This window comes from Algibacter miyuki (assembly GCF_030409805.1).
GTDB lineage: Bacteria > Bacteroidota > Bacteroidia > Flavobacteriales > Flavobacteriaceae > Algibacter > Algibacter miyuki.
Genome location: NZ_JAUFQP010000013.1, coordinates 192,727 through 207,102, shown reverse-complemented (window position 1 = coordinate 207,102; position 14,376 = coordinate 192,727). Strand labels below are relative to the sequence as shown.

General features: G+C 33.9%; 14 protein-coding genes. 8 read left to right on the top strand and 6 right to left on the bottom strand.

Annotated elements, in window-relative coordinates:
• Positions 1 to 3: 3 nt before the first annotated feature.
• The gene (locus QWY92_RS13140; protein WP_042506293.1) at positions 4 to 525 is read right to left on the bottom strand and encodes an RNA polymerase sigma factor; all 522 of its coding nucleotides are present in this window, start codon (positions 523 to 525) and stop codon (positions 4 to 6) included.
• A gap of 204 nt (positions 526 to 729) precedes the next feature.
• Between QWY92_RS13140 and QWY92_RS13135 the strand changes: the two genes are divergently transcribed.
• From QWY92_RS13135 to QWY92_RS13120, 4 genes are all read left to right on the top strand, one after another.
• Positions 730 to 1,788, top strand: coding sequence for a hypothetical protein (locus QWY92_RS13135; RefSeq protein WP_290272025.1), 1,059 nt, complete (start codon positions 730 to 732; stop codon positions 1,786 to 1,788).
• Positions 1,789 to 1,869: 81 nt separating this feature from the next.
• A complete protein-coding gene (locus QWY92_RS13130; protein ID WP_290272023.1) occupies positions 1,870 to 2,655 on the top strand; it encodes a membrane metalloprotease in 786 nt (261 codons plus the stop codon).
• 23 nt (positions 2,656 to 2,678) lie between these two features.
• Positions 2,679 to 3,260 (top strand): porin family protein, encoded by a 582-nt coding sequence (locus QWY92_RS13125; RefSeq protein WP_290272021.1) that lies wholly within the window; start codon positions 2,679 to 2,681, stop codon positions 3,258 to 3,260.
• A gap of 114 nt (positions 3,261 to 3,374) precedes the next feature.
• Positions 3,375 to 3,839, top strand: a complete 465-nt coding sequence (locus QWY92_RS13120) for a hypothetical protein (RefSeq protein WP_290272019.1) — start codon at positions 3,375 to 3,377, stop codon at positions 3,837 to 3,839.
• Between the two features lie 109 nt (positions 3,840 to 3,948).
• Here QWY92_RS13120 and gyrB read toward each other — a convergent pair whose 3' ends face one another.
• From gyrB to QWY92_RS13105, 3 genes are all read right to left on the bottom strand, one after another.
• On the bottom strand, positions 3,949 to 5,898 hold the full coding sequence (gyrB, locus tag QWY92_RS13115; protein ID WP_290272017.1) for a DNA topoisomerase (ATP-hydrolyzing) subunit B: 1,950 nt from the start codon (positions 5,896 to 5,898) through the stop codon (positions 3,949 to 3,951).
• A 345-nt stretch (positions 5,899 to 6,243) separates the two neighbouring features.
• Entirely contained in the window at positions 6,244 to 6,762 is a 519-nt protein-coding gene (locus QWY92_RS13110; RefSeq protein WP_290272015.1) for a DinB family protein, read from the bottom strand.
• A gap of 3 nt (positions 6,763 to 6,765) precedes the next feature.
• A complete protein-coding gene (locus tag QWY92_RS13105; RefSeq protein WP_290272013.1) occupies positions 6,766 to 8,538 on the bottom strand; it encodes an ABC transporter ATP-binding protein in 1,773 nt (590 codons plus the stop codon).
• A 332-nt stretch (positions 8,539 to 8,870) separates the two neighbouring features.
• Here QWY92_RS13105 and QWY92_RS13100 point away from each other — a divergent pair, with 332 nt between their 5' ends.
• The 3 genes from QWY92_RS13100 to QWY92_RS13090 are packed head-to-tail and all read left to right on the top strand — an operon-like array spanning position 8,871 to position 12,088.
• Positions 8,871 to 9,485, top strand: coding sequence for a fumarylacetoacetate hydrolase family protein (locus QWY92_RS13100; RefSeq protein WP_290272011.1), 615 nt, complete (start codon positions 8,871 to 8,873; stop codon positions 9,483 to 9,485).
• Positions 9,486 to 9,507: 22 nt separating this feature from the next.
• Positions 9,508 to 11,421 (top strand): DUF294 nucleotidyltransferase-like domain-containing protein, encoded by a 1,914-nt coding sequence (locus tag QWY92_RS13095; protein ID WP_290272009.1) that lies wholly within the window; start codon positions 9,508 to 9,510, stop codon positions 11,419 to 11,421.
• A gap of 1 nt (position 11,422) precedes the next feature.
• On the top strand, positions 11,423 to 12,088 hold the full coding sequence (locus QWY92_RS13090) for a 3'-5' exonuclease (protein WP_290272008.1): 666 nt from the start codon (positions 11,423 to 11,425) through the stop codon (positions 12,086 to 12,088).
• Positions 12,089 to 12,144: 56 nt separating this feature from the next.
• On the opposite strand, the gene QWY92_RS13085 is transcribed toward QWY92_RS13090, so the two are convergent.
• Positions 12,145 to 12,708: a porin family protein gene (locus QWY92_RS13085; RefSeq protein ID WP_290272005.1), complete on the bottom strand. Its 564-nt coding sequence runs from the start codon at positions 12,706 to 12,708 to the stop codon at positions 12,145 to 12,147.
• 176 nt (positions 12,709 to 12,884) lie between these two features.
• Positions 12,885 to 13,109, bottom strand: coding sequence for a hypothetical protein (locus QWY92_RS13080; RefSeq protein WP_290272002.1), 225 nt, complete (start codon positions 13,107 to 13,109; stop codon positions 12,885 to 12,887).
• Positions 13,110 to 13,530: 421 nt separating this feature from the next.
• Between QWY92_RS13080 and QWY92_RS13075 the strand changes: the two genes are divergently transcribed.
• Positions 13,531 to 14,289: a T9SS type A sorting domain-containing protein gene (locus tag QWY92_RS13075; protein WP_290272000.1), complete on the top strand. Its 759-nt coding sequence runs from the start codon at positions 13,531 to 13,533 to the stop codon at positions 14,287 to 14,289.
• The last annotated feature ends 87 nt before the right edge of the window (positions 14,290 to 14,376 follow it).

Below are 14,376 nucleotides of genomic sequence, written 5' to 3'. Positions count from 1 at the left end.
AAATTAAATTTTTAAGTCTTCAATTTTACTTCTTAATATTTTTAAGGCTGCCGACATTCGTTTTTCAACTGTTTTTTGAGATATATCTAACAACTCGGCTATCTCTCTATATTTTTTATCTTCTATTCTATTCAATAAAAAAACCTCGCGTTGTTCTGGGCTTAAGTTCTCAATAACCAACATAAGTTTTTGCTTAAACTCATCTTCCTCCATTATATATTCTGGATTCAAATTAGTTTCATCTAAATATGGCGATTCTTTTGCATAATTTAGCACCACCTTTTGGTGTCGAATAGTATTTAAAAACAAATTATTAACCGTGGTAAACAGATATGTTTTGGCTTTAGAGAAATCTATTTTAGAACAATTTTCCCAAATTTTAGCAAACGCATCTTGTACATAATCTAAAGATGCATCACTATTTCCACACTTATAAAAGGCAAAATTACTTGCGGCTTGAATATGTTCTGTGTAAAAGGTGTTAAAATGAGATTCTTCGCAAAGTTTATGCTTGGGGCTATTCATAAAGTTTATACAAATTGATATGCGGTAAAAATATGACAAAAAAAATCAACAACAATACATACTGATAAACAGTGACTTATATTTAATTTCAAATATTTTAAAAAAAATCGTAGGGTAAACTTATATCTAAGGGTCTTAATTACAGAACAGCGAAAAAAAACGGCTGTGAAAAAGAAAATTATAAAAACCCTAAAAATTAAAAACATGAAAAATTTAAAATTATTAACAGCAATCCTACTAACATCAATTATGAGTTTCACATCTTGCCAAGATGAAATTGATAACGAAAACGGGCAAAACCCAAACACAAATTCTGCAACATCACCCACAGCAAATAACTTAGAACGCTCGTCTATGTACGATGGTAGTTTTGATGATTTTTTAGATGGTGTATCTTGTTCTTCTATTTTATTTCCTTTAACTGCAACAATTAATAACACAGAAATTACTTTAATTAGTCAAGCAGATTACCAACTTGTTTTAAATATTTTAGGACAGTTTACAAATGATGATGACAGCATTGAATTTCAATTCCCATTAACCGTAAAACTAAGTAACTATACTGAAGTACAAGTTGCAAATCAAACCGAATACGATGCACTTATTGATGCTTGTGAAGCGGCCGAAAATGAAGGTAAAGACGCTATAAACTGTGTAAACATCGATTTCCCTATTACAATTTTAACTTACGATTTAAGCGCAGAACAAACCGGTAGTATTGTTATAGAATCTGAACAACAATTATACACTTATATGAATAATTTTGATAACGATGCTTTATTCTCAATTAACTACCCTATTACAGCAACATTAACGGGTGAAAATAATACCGCAATTGAACTGAATAGTGATGCAGATTTACAAACTGCAATTACAAATTGCTTAGAAAATGATGAAGCCACCGAAGAAGCAGAAGAAAACGCTAATACACTAGAAAGTATTTTGGTTGATGGTACTTTTAAAGTAGAATCTTTTATAACAGCTAGTGTTAATACCGCGAACAACTATGCCGATTACACTATCGATTTTGCTAACGATTTAAGTTGTACTGCAGAAAACACAGTAAACACAACAATAAGCAATATCGAAGGCACTTATACCGTAGCATCTGAGCTTGAAGTATTTTTAAATTTAACTTTTACAGGAAACGCTTCTTTCGAATTATTAAATAATACTTGGAAAGTTACAAGCTTTTCTCAAAGTTCTATCTCTCTGCAAAGTTCAACAAATTCAGCGATTACATTAGTTTTAACTCAAATTTAAAATAATAGTCTCGCGCATGTTATACTAAAAGCAGCTCTATACTAATATAGAGCTGCTTTTATAAAATAAAAACAAAATATAATGAAGTTTAAAATATTAATTTCCTTTCTATGCCTTTTAATAATAAGCGCATGTTCTAAAGACGAATCGGGAGAAGACAATGATACAGATAACACTGTATCAAAAGTATTAAACCGACAAACCACAGGTAGTTCGGCTCGCGATTTACTATCAGACAACACCTTTACAAGCATGATTATTGAAGTCGTTTATGTAGAAGGTTTTGAACCTACCGAAAGTGCTTTAAACAATTTCACTACTTTTTTAGAAAACAGAACCTATAAATCAAATGGTATTACTGTTGAAAAAAGAGCGATCCCGTCTCCAGGAAAAACCACTTATAGCTTAGAAGATATTGCCAACATAGAAACTGAACACAGAACACACTACAACACAAGTAACCAAATTGCGGTTTGGGCTTATTTTTCTGACGGAAAATCTGATAATGATTCCGAAGAAAACAACACCGTTGTGTTAGGAACAGCTTACTGGAATACCTCGTTTGTTATTTATCAAGAAACAGTAGAAAGCTTTAGTAACAGTCCATTTGAACCGGACAGAACATTGCTAGAAACGACAGTAATTAACCATGAATTCGGACATATATTAGGACTCACAAATTTAGGCACACCACTACAAAGTGAACATGAAGATGAAGAACACCCAAAACATTGCGATATAGAAAACTGCTTAATGTATTGGGCATCAGAATCTGCAGCAAACCTAAGCGACATGGCAGGTATGAGCACTGCACCTCAACTAGATGCACAGTGTATTGCCGATTTACAAGCTAACGGTGGTAAATAAACCTCAATTAAAAAACAACTAAAATGAAAACATTACTTATAACATGCTTATTAACTTTAAGCAGCTTACTTAGTATAAACGCACAGGAGAAAACATCAAACGTAGGTATAAAATTCGGTTATAATTTAGCCGCTGTTAGTTTTGATGGCGAAACCGAAACAGGACAAAGGCATGCTTTTCATGCTGGCATATATGGTGAATCTTTTTTCAGCAATCATGCCGCACTACAAATTGAATTTTTATACTCGCAACAAGGTTACGAATTACAAGACAATAGCGGCAGATTTACACAAAAACTAGATTACATCAATGTACCTCTATTATTAAAAATATATCCTAGTGACAATTTCTATTTAGAAGCAGGACCGCAAGCAGGCTTAGCTATTTCGCATAAGGAAGAATTTGATAGTAGCTTTGGAGTATTTGATACTACTCAAGAATTTAAACCTAACAACTTTGATTGGGGTATGAATTTTGGTTGCGGATTTAAAACAAACTCAGGCGTAAGTTTAGGAGTGAGATATCATCTTGGCTTAGGAGATATTTATGATGAAGGATCTCCTCAAAATAGAGTTTGGCAGTTTTCTTTAGGTTTCAATTTGTAATAAAAAGCTAATTCCGAATAAAAAAACAAATATCCCGTAGGGTAAACTATATACTAAGTGTCTTATTAATGAAGGCTTATTAAAAGCTTAATTAATCATTAAAATTTTAAAGAGATGACATTATTTAAAACATTAGTATTCGCAGTAATCATAGGAAGTTCTTTTGTAACATACAGCCAAGAAGCAGAAGTTTCTCAAGAAAAACAAATTGACAAAACATCGTATTACCAAAAACGAGCATTAGAAGATGCTAAATACGAACAACAATTTTCGGCAGAAACAAAAGCCGATGACGAAACCTTTTGGGAAGACCAAAAAACTTACGAAAAGAACTTAAAGAAAAACGATAAAAAAGCTTACCGGGCATACATGAAAGGCAAAAAAGATGCTTATGCAAACCACTACGAGCATTGTGATAACCATTGCCATCACAGCGACCATTACTACCATCATACTTCTTTTTACTACTATGGTTATAGCAACAACTATTACAATAATAGATATAATAACAGAAGTACAGTTAACACGAGAGTTAGAGTAAGCACACCAAGCGTAAGAGCTGGCTTGGGGCTATTCTAGAAAAGAATATTATAAAAACTTTGCCCCAAATTATCCCTACATTAATAGCCAAATAAAAAGCGCCTGTCTAAATTTAGACAGGCGCTTTTGTATATAAAATAAATATGTTTTACGCGTCAATATTTGCGTAAATAGCATTCTTCTCAATAAACTCTCTACGAGGTGGCACTTCATCCCCCATTAACATAGAGAAAACTCTATCAGCTTCTGTTCCGTTTTCAATTTGAACTAAACGCATGGTTCTAAATTCAGGATTCATAGTAGTATCCCAAAGTTGTTCTGCGTTCATCTCTCCAAGACCCTTATAACGTTGAATCTTAGATCCATCTCCAAACTCAGAAACAATAGTATCACGTTCTTCATCAGACCAAGCATATTGTTTTTTAGCACCACGTTTTACTAAGTATAATGGCGGTGTTGCAATGTAAATATGTCCATTTTCAATAAGCTCCTTCATGTATCTAAAGAAGAATGTTAAAATTAAAGTAGCAATGTGACTACCATCGATATCGGCATCACACATAATCACTACTTTATGGTAACGTAGTTTTGAAAGGTTTAAAGCTTTACTATCTTCCTCAGTACCAATAGTTACACCTAGCGCAGTAAAGATATTTTTAATCTCTTCGTTTTCAAAAACCTTATGAGTCATCGCTTTTTCAACATTCAAAATCTTACCTCTTAAAGGTAAAATAGCTTGAAATGCACGGTCACGACCTTGTTTAGCCGTACCACCTGCCGAATCTCCCTCTACAAGGAATACTTCGCATTTTGCAGGATCTTGCTCAGAACAATCGGATAGTTTACCAGGTAAACCACCAATACTCATTACCGTTTTACGTTGTACCATATCACGGGCCTTTTGAGCGGCGTGACGTGCTTGTGCAGCTAAAATTACTTTTTGAACAATGATTTTAGCATCATCTGGATGTTCTTCTAAGTAATCGGTAAGCATTTCTGATACTGCTTGACTTACAGATGCAGAAACTTCACGGTTACCTAATTTTGTTTTGGTTTGCCCTTCAAATTGAGGTTCCTGTACTTTTACAGAAATAATAGCGGTAAGTCCTTCACGGAAATCATCACCAGCAATATCAAACTTTAAGTTTTTTAATAATCCTGATTCATCTGCATACTTTTTAAGGGTATGAGTTAAACCACGACGGAAACCAGAAAGGTGTGTTCCACCTTCATGTGTATTAATATTATTTACGTAAGAATGTAAATTCTCGGCGTATGATGTATTATAAATCATGGCAACCTCAACAGGTACACCATTTTTCTCTCCTTCAAAAGCGATAACATCTTTCATTAAAGGCTCACGAGTGGCATCTAAATACTTGATAAACTCTTTTAAACCTTCTTCAGAATGGAACGTTTCACCTTCAAACTCGCCATCTTCTTTTTTAGTTCTTCTATCAACTAAATGGATTGTAATACCTTTATTAAGGTAAGCTAACTCACGTAAACGGCTTGCTAAAGTATCATAACTATACTCTAAAGTTTGTTTAAAAATAGTTTCATCTGGTCTAAAAGTAACTATAGTACCACGTTTATCCGTTTCTCCTATTTTCTTTACAGGATATACAGCTTTACCGCGCTCGTACTCTTGTTCCCAAATTTCTCCATTTCTATAAACCGTAGCTCTTAAATGTGCAGATAAAGCATTTACACAACTTACACCAACACCGTGCAATCCACCAGAAACTTTATAAGAATCTTTATCGAATTTACCACCAGCACCAATTTTAGTCATTACAACTTCTAGAGCCGAAACACCTTCTTTTTTGTGTAAATCTACAGGAATACCACGACCATCATCTTCAGTAGTAATCGAGTTATCTTCGTTGATAATTACTGTAATATTATTACAATGTCCGGCTAAAGCCTCATCAATCGAGTTATCGACAACCTCGTAAACTAAATGGTGTAAACCACGTACACCAACATCGCCAATATACATCGACGGACGCATACGCACGTGCTCCATACCTTCTAAAGCTTGAATGCTATCGGCAGAATAATTGTGCTTGTTAAACTCTTCTTTTTCTTCGCTCATAAATTATGAATTGATATTATTTTATTATTAATATGAGACCCTGCTTTTTATACAGGATTAATGAAATTCTGACCATCTATTTTTTAATTCTATAAAAAAGATTCAGTATTTCATTAGCATAAAAAAAGATGCTATCGAGCATCCTTTTGAATACAAACAAATATACGAATTAAAATGGCATTTTAAATACACTTTATCGACTTCACTCAATAATTATTAACATTTGTTAATTATTAAAAAACGTCTTAAATCTCTTAAAAAGCACCTTAAATCCAATTTAACCAACTACTAAACATGCTCTAAAACACTAAAAACAAGAAAGTGTCTTAAAATTGATATTTTAAATTACAAATACAACGCTTTTATGATATCTATATGCCAGATTTCGTGTCCTAAGATCATAAAGGCGACTGCTCTTGCCGACATTGCCGCTCCGTTAGCATTCCCTACAAATTCTAGATCTTCGTCGCTTAAACTCTGTATTAAGGCATTTGTACTTTGGCGAACGCTTAAATATTCGTTTACCAAGATATCCATAGATTTTTGGTTTGCTTTAGAAGGTTTAATATAATCGTCCTGCTCAAAGCCTGCCATAGCCGTAGCATCGTGACGCGCCATTCTAAAACAACGATACGCCATAACACGCTCGGTATCTATAATGTGCTGAAACACTTCTTTTACGGTCCATTTATTTTCGGCATAACGGTATTCCAATTTATCGTTTGGTACAGCTTTAAAAAAATCAACGACTTCTGTTTTACCTAAATCAAAACCTTTTTTTAGTGTCCAGGTTTTTGGCACCTTACCTATATAGCCTGCGTAATACTCGTGATACTCAGTCCTTCTTAAATCGCTTACTTTCATGTATTAAATTTTTGCTTGGTATGTGTATAAATCATAATAACGCCCACCTAATGCAATCAGTTCATCGTGCGTGCCACGTTCTACAACATGGCCGGCTTCGATAACCAAAATTTGATCGGCTTTACGAATTGTACTTAAACGGTGTGCAATAACTATGGTGGTTCTATCTTTTATTAATTCTGATAAACTCTTCTGAATTAAAGCTTCACTTTCGGTATCTAAACTCGAGGTTGCTTCATCTAAAATAATAACCTTCGGATTTGCAAGAATAGCACGCGCAATAGCCAAACGTTGACGTTGTCCGCCAGAAAGTTTTACACCACGCTCCCCTATTAAAGTTTCTAATCCGTCGTCGAATCTATCTGTAAACTCATTAACATAAGCCGCTTTTACAGCATTTTGTAATTCGGCTTCTGTAGCGTTTGGTCTCGGAAACATAATGTTTTGCCTAATACTACCTTCAAACAAAAACTCATCTTGAAGAACCACACCTAAATGCTGGCGATAACTACTTAACCTGACTTTAGATAAATCTTGACTATCAATAGTCACCTGACCTTTTTGAGGTGTTAAAAACGTTGCTGAAAGTCCTGCTATAGTCGATTTACCAGATCCCGAACTACCAACTAAAGCTGTTACAGAACCTGCTGGCGCTTTAAAATTAATATTATGTAAGACCTCTTTTCCTTCCTCATATGAGAACGACACATCCTTAAATTCTATATCACCTTTTAATGTATTAAGCTCTATGCTTCGCGCTTCATTATCTTCTTCGGCTGTCATATTCATAAGCTCTTCGGTACGATCTAAACCAGCCAAAGCTTCGGTAAGTTGACTACCAATATTACTCATTTGTACAATAGGCGCAATCATAAAACCAAGAACTAAGGTGAAGAAAAGAAATTCCCCAGTGGTCATTTCTCCTAAAATCATATAATAACCACCAATCCCCATAATACCTGTGGTGGCAACACCTATTAAAAAGGTCGAAGAACTCGTCATTAAAGCCGTTGCGGTTAAACTCTTTTTTACATTCTGAAATAATTTATCAACGCCTTTTTCAAAAACAATATTTTCTTGTTCCTCAGCATTAAAAGCTTTTATTACGCGCACACCAGCAAGTGTTTCGGTAAGTCTACCTTTTACCTCAGCGTTAATTTTTCCGCGTTTTCTAAAAATAGGTCGAATATATTTAAAAGCTCTAAGCGCGATATATCCAAAAATGGATAAAGGGACAAACACAAAAAGCGTCATCCAAGGATTTAAATCGATTAAAATAATAAGTGACACAACCGCTGTAAACGATCCGCCAACAAGCTGTACTAATCCAGTACCGATTAAATTACGCACACCTTCTACATCACTCATAATTCGAGATACTAAAGCACCAGATTTAGTATTATCGAAAAAGCTAATAGGCAGTGAAAGCACTTTTTTCTGTACCTGTGCACGTAATTCGCTTATTAAATATTGCGCTTGTACGCTCAAAATTTGTGTTAGTAAAAACGAGGTTACCGCTTGTACTGTAATAGCCGCAATAACGATACCTATTAAATTGTATAATAATGAGATGTCTTTACTTGGCACAACATCATCTAGTAAAACTTTACTTTGCCATGGCAATACTAAACCCGCCAAACTGCGAATTACAATTAATAATAAACCTAATAAAACCAATTTCCGGCGCGGCCAAATAATGGTTTTAAAGGCTTGCGCCATGGTAACTTTTTGTTTCGTTTTATCTTTGGGTGATTCGGATTCTTTAAGGTGTTGCATGTGAATTTTTAGTATATTGAGAATACAAGTCAATAAAGATACCACATGTGGAGATTATGACATATTTTCATTTACTTTTTTTAACAAAACCTAACATATTTACATTACACCGAGCTCTAAGTTTTAATTTAACAGACTAGCCCGCGTTAGGGATTGAAGCATTTGTTGGAGCTCTTTTTGTGTGGTTGCGCCTATGCAACACAAAAAAGCGACTGCGAAAAGCCCCACCCTTGTGGTAACGCCCAAATTATTTAATGAAAACCCTTTTTTGAACGGCTTATTTACTACTTTTATTTTTTGTTAAACTAAATTAAAAACTTAAAACTAAACACATGAAAGTTATTGGTATTGGAAAGAATTACGTGATTAATAAGGCTGAAATTAGCGCGATTAAAACGGGTGCGCAAGTGATTTTTACGAAACCGGACAGCTCTGTTGTTACCGATAATGCCGATGTGGTTTTTCCGGCTATTACAACAAAATTGGCTTACGAGGTGGAATTAGTTGTGAAAATTGGAAAAACAGGAAAGGATATTGCTTTAGCAGATGCTAACGATTATATTTCTGAAATTGGGGTTGGTATTGATTATACTGCAAAGGATGTACTTGCGGCAAGTCGTGAAAACAAAGGCCCTTGGACACTGGCAAAAGGTTTTGATGGTGCATCGCCAATTTCAAGTTTTAAATCGGTTTCTGAGTTTAAAGATTTGAGCGACATTAATTTTGATTTAAAAATAAATGGCGCGCAAAAACAGGTTGGAAACACCGATTTTATGATTTATAATTTTGCTGAAATTATTAGCTTCGTGTCTACTTATATGACTTTAAACCCTGGCGATATAATTTTTACAGGAACACCAGCTGAAGGTGCAGGATTAAACGAAAAAGGCGACCATTTACAAGCATCGATTGAAGGTGAATTACTTTTAGATTTTAAATTAATATAAATTTTACACCGAAAACAAACTTATGAAAAACTCGATTGCTGAACGTGTTTGCGATTTCTTAAAAATTTATCCGCCCTTCGATTTAATAAAGTTTAAAAAGCTTTTAGAAATTGCCGAGCAGGTGGTTATTGTGTATCTAGAAAAAGGTGACACTTTATTTAAGGCAGACCAGCCAGCAAACGAGTATTTCTATATTGTGCGCGCGGGTGCTATTAGCTTGTTTCACACAGAAAACGACACGCAAGAATTGGTTACTATTAATGATACTGGCGATATTTTTGGCGTGCGCCCACTTATTGCGCGCGAAAATTACAAATTAACGGCTACGGCAAACGAGGAAACTATTATTTACGCCTTGCCTATTAAAAATTTCCAAAGTGCTACAGAGAATAATGCGAAGGTTTACAAATACCTTATTACGGCTTTTGCAACAAATGCATACGACTCTTACACTACCGAGGAAAACAATGCCATTTTTAAAGATTACCTACCAAATACCTCGCAAGACATTGTAAATTTCCAAACGGCAAACTATACCAAAACACCAATTACCTGTGCTAAAACAGCTACACTACAAGAGGCTGCTAGCCTAATGTGTACCCATAAAATTGGTTGTATTATTGTTGTGGACAATAAAAAACCTGTTGGAATTATTACCAATAGCGATATAAAAAACAAAATTGCAACGGGTAAATTCCCGATTACCACAGCGGTTACCAACATTATGAGTTCGCCGGTAATTACGGCTAAAAAAGATTTAACGGTTGCCGATGGCCAACTAAAAATGATTAAAAACAGTATTGGTCATTTGTGTATCACCAAAGATGGTACGGTAAACTCTCGCCTTATTGGTGTACTTACACACCATGATGTTTTGGTGACTTTAGGAAACACGCCTTCGGTAATTTTAAAAGAAATAAAACGTGCCAACCGTACTAAAAAGCTACGTATAGCGCGCTTAAAAGCAAACACTTTACTTAAAAGTTATTTAGAACAAAACATTCCGTTAACACATATTATTAATGTTATTTCGGAAATTAATGATGCCGTAACCATTCGTGCCATTGAAATTGCTTTAAAGAAAATGCCAACCGAACCTCCAGTTGCTTTTTCTTGGCTCGCGCTAGGTAGCCAAGGCAGAAGAGAACAGCTATTGTTTACAGATCAAGACAATGCTTTAGTGTTTGAAGATGTTCCTGAAGATAAGTATGAAGAAACTCAAGCTTACTTTTTGCAACTGGCTAAATATGTAACCAAATCGCTTAATAAAATTGGTTTTGAATATTGCGAAGCTGATATGATGGCGGTTAACCCAGAATGGTGTAAATCGATTTCTAAATGGAAAACACAATTTCAGAATTGGATTTTAAGTCCAGATGATAAAGCCATTTTACTATCGTCTATTTTCTTTGATTATTCTCGTGTTTATGGTAATGAAAAATTAGTAGACACCTTATCGGAAAGTATTTTTGAAGCCTTATCCGGATCGAGCCTTTTCTATAAATTCTTGGGTAGCGAAGCTGTAAAAAGCCCTACACCACTTGGTATTTTTAAACAATTTTTAGTTGAACAAAATGGCGAACAGAAAGATTTGTTTAATATTAAAAGCCGTGGTTTAATGCCCTTAATTGATGCCGCACGCTTACTGGTACTAAGCAATCAAATTAAAAACGTAAACAGCACTTACGAGCGTTTCGAAAAAATGGCAGAAATAGATCCGAATAATAAAGAACTTTACGAGTCTTGCGCTTATGCGTTTAAGGCTTTATCTAAATTTAAAACCAAACAAGGTTTATTGCACAACAACTCCGGGAAATTTATAAAACTAGAAACTTTAACTAAGGAAGAAAAACTAAAATTAAAGCGCTGTTTTAAACCCATACACGATATACAAGAAACTTTAAAATTACGTTTCGATTTAAAAAACTTTATCTAAAATGGTATTTAATTGGTTTAATAAGAAACAAGACAATTATCCCGAATTTTATTTGGCCTATTTAGAGCGTTTTAAAAAGAAATCTAAAGACCCCATTGAGGATACGCGCTTTGTAGCTTTTGATACAGAAACTACAGGTTTTGATAAAAAGGAAGATCGTGTGCTATCTATTGGAGCGGTATCTATTATTCACAAAACCATACCTGTAAGTAACAGTTTTGAGCTTTATATACATCAGGATATTTTTAAATCTGAAACTGTAAAAATTCATGGTATCATGAAAAATGGTGATTATGAAAAAGTAACCGAACTAGAAGCTATTAAAGCCTTTTTAGAATACATTCAAAACAGCGTACTTGTAGCTCACCATGCTGGTTTTGATAAAAACATGATGAATGAAATGATGCTACGTAACGGTTTAGGAAAACTAAAAAACAGGTTTATCGATACCGGCGTACTCTTCAAAAAATCTAAACATAAGATATATCAAGACACCTTGCAGAAGCATTACTCGCTAGACGACTTATGCAAAGAACTTAACGTACCTAAAGTAGATAGACATACTGCTAGTGGCGATGCCTTAATAACGGCTATGATATTTTTGAAAATCCTTTCCCGATTAGATAAACGCAAGCATTTAAAATGGGGGTATTTACTACACGGCTAAAACTAAAAAACCGAAACACTAGGCTTCGGTTTTAAGTATATTATTTATGCTATCTTTTAGAAAAAGAAGTAACCAATAGACACTTGCATAACTCCGTTTTTATATTTTTCATTAAAGCTATCAACATCATTAACATCTGATAAGCCTACATTATAGCGTGCTGAAAAATTAAGTCCGTTGTCGAATTTATAGCCCAATCCAAAGTTGACACCTAAATCTAAGCCTTTGTAACTATCTTTTAGATTAACATCGTCTTGCTTAGCAGAAACTAAAAAGCCTACTTGCGGTCCGGCTTCTAAACTTAAGCCTTTAGTTAAGTAATACTTCCCCATTAACGGCACGGTTAAATAATCTAACTGAACCGTATCAGATTCATCAGAACCCAAAGAAAAACCTTGACCAGAATATAAAACCTCAGGTTGAAAGGAAAACTTTCCAGAAAGTGGCACCTCAGCCACAAGTCCGTAATTAAAAGATGTTACCGCATCAAATCCGTCGGTGTTATCGCCATTGACTGAAGCAAAGTTTAACCCTAATTTAGCACCAAATTGAAAATCTTGAGCAGTCACTTGTGTTAACCAAAAAACTGCCATCGCAGCAACTAGTAATACTTTTTTCATAATTAAAAATTTATTTGTTATTTGAAACAAAGCAAACCTTTTTTTCATGATTGAAATGCTATTTAAAATAGTTTTAACCTTTTTAACCAAATTTAACAAACTCCTGATTAACAAATAATTAACACCAAAATTAAACACAAAACATTAGATTTCTAAGTCTAGAAAACCTATTAAAATTACTCTACAATTTCGTAATCAATATCAAGCTTTCGCAAAGCACGTAAAGCAGAACCTGTGTTTTTATCGTCCAGCTCAATATCTACAGGATCACCTTCTAAAAGGATATCTGTAAATTCATTTGCCAAACCGCCATCTATGCCTGTTGAAATTTCGACAATACATTTAGCTATCGCTCTTCTATCTGGTCTTTGAGCATCACAAGACAATAAGTTTATTTTCATAATAATATTTTATTAAGGCAAGATACTAAAGTTAAGCTTGGTTGGATTGGATAATTTGGGCTTCACCTGTTTTATTTTGTGATTGAGTGCATAATTCGAATGCTTTTCTGAAATTATTGTTTCATTGCTACTCTAATCAAGCTAAGAGTTTTCGTTTCGCTTACATTCTCAACGGAATGCGGGGCTACTGGAACTTTCCTCATAGTTAGAGGAAATTCATTTCAGTTTTTATTAATCGTTTTATGAATTAGTTATTTAAAATAACAATACCGAAACAAACTAAACATATCGATTATCGGACGAAATTAACAATATTTAGTTTTTATTTCTTACAAGATTATCTTTTCAACGTTTATTATTGAAAATAACACTACTTTTATGTTTCTTTACAAAAAAATATAACCCTTTAAATCAAACCAAAATGACAAAAAAATTACTCTTTTTATTAACTATTTTTTTATTAGCCTATAACAATAATAGCCATGCACAACAATGTTCCACAGGCAATAATGACCTATCCGGAACTCAAGCTGGTGGTTTTGGTAGATGGAGCCAAAGCTTTCAGGCTAGTTGTACTGGTGACTTAAATAACCTAAAAGTATTTGGCTCAAGAGATGTATCTGGAATAACTGTTACTATATACGAAGGAGATGGATTTTCTGGAAATATAATGGGTTCAATAAGCTCACAAAGCATAACCCAAACTACAGCTTACACAGATGCAGAGTATAGCACTTTTGATTTATCTAGTGCCAACATAAGCTTAATTGGTGGAGACACCTACACATTTGATCTTTCATCTGGTGATTTTCATTATGATGAAACACCTTCCCCTAATTACAACGGTGGTACACTTTATTTTAACACTGTCCCATATACTACTTTTGATGTACTTTTTGAAGTTAATATTGATAGTTCAACTTTAGGTACTAATGAGTTTGATTCAAATCTTGAAAACATCAAAATATATCAATCTAATGCTAGTGAAATCACTATTGTTGGATTAAATACCAAAGCCGATATCAATATGTATTCATTATCTGGTAAACATGTATTAAATAAAAGTGTTGGAGTTGCTAAATCAAATATATTAAGTATACCTTCAATTAATAGTGGTGTTTACATTGTGGAGGTTGTTTCGGAACTAGGAAAAACAAATAAAAAAATTATTTTTAAATAATTTAATTTCACCTTATTTGACATTCTAAAATACGTATATACAATTAAAGGTGGTATTTTTTTTACCACCTTTTTTCGTTTTATTTTG

What these genes read in the sequence shown, in the direction of transcription:
- QWY92_RS13085 (WP_290272005.1), bottom strand. Translation starts at nt 12,708, where the DNA reads ATGAAAAAAGTATTACTAGTTGCTGCGATGGCAGTTTTTTGGTTAACA.
- QWY92_RS13125 (WP_290272021.1), top strand. Translation starts at nt 2,679, where the DNA reads ATGAAAACATTACTTATAACATGCTTATTAACTTTAAGCAGCTTACTT.
- QWY92_RS13140 (WP_042506293.1), bottom strand. Translation starts at nt 525, where the DNA reads ATGAATAGCCCCAAGCATAAACTTTGCGAAGAATCTCATTTTAACACC.
- QWY92_RS13120 (WP_290272019.1), top strand. Translation starts at nt 3,375, where the DNA reads ATGACATTATTTAAAACATTAGTATTCGCAGTAATCATAGGAAGTTCT.
- QWY92_RS13080 (WP_290272002.1), bottom strand. Translation starts at nt 13,109, where the DNA reads ATGAAAATAAACTTATTGTCTTGTGATGCTCAAAGACCAGATAGAAGA.
- QWY92_RS13075 (WP_290272000.1), top strand. Translation starts at nt 13,531, where the DNA reads ATGACAAAAAAATTACTCTTTTTATTAACTATTTTTTTATTAGCCTAT.
- QWY92_RS13105 (WP_290272013.1), bottom strand. Translation starts at nt 8,538, where the DNA reads ATGCAACACCTTAAAGAATCCGAATCACCCAAAGATAAAACGAAACAA.
- QWY92_RS13130 (WP_290272023.1), top strand. Translation starts at nt 1,870, where the DNA reads ATGAAGTTTAAAATATTAATTTCCTTTCTATGCCTTTTAATAATAAGC.
- QWY92_RS13090 (WP_290272008.1), top strand. Translation starts at nt 11,423, where the DNA reads ATGGTATTTAATTGGTTTAATAAGAAACAAGACAATTATCCCGAATTT.
- QWY92_RS13095 (WP_290272009.1), top strand. Translation starts at nt 9,508, where the DNA reads ATGAAAAACTCGATTGCTGAACGTGTTTGCGATTTCTTAAAAATTTAT.
- QWY92_RS13135 (WP_290272025.1), top strand. Translation starts at nt 730, where the DNA reads ATGAAAAATTTAAAATTATTAACAGCAATCCTACTAACATCAATTATG.
- gyrB (WP_290272017.1), bottom strand. Translation starts at nt 5,898, where the DNA reads ATGAGCGAAGAAAAAGAAGAGTTTAACAAGCACAATTATTCTGCCGAT.
- QWY92_RS13100 (WP_290272011.1), top strand. Translation starts at nt 8,871, where the DNA reads ATGAAAGTTATTGGTATTGGAAAGAATTACGTGATTAATAAGGCTGAA.
- QWY92_RS13110 (WP_290272015.1), bottom strand. Translation starts at nt 6,762, where the DNA reads ATGAAAGTAAGCGATTTAAGAAGGACTGAGTATCACGAGTATTACGCA.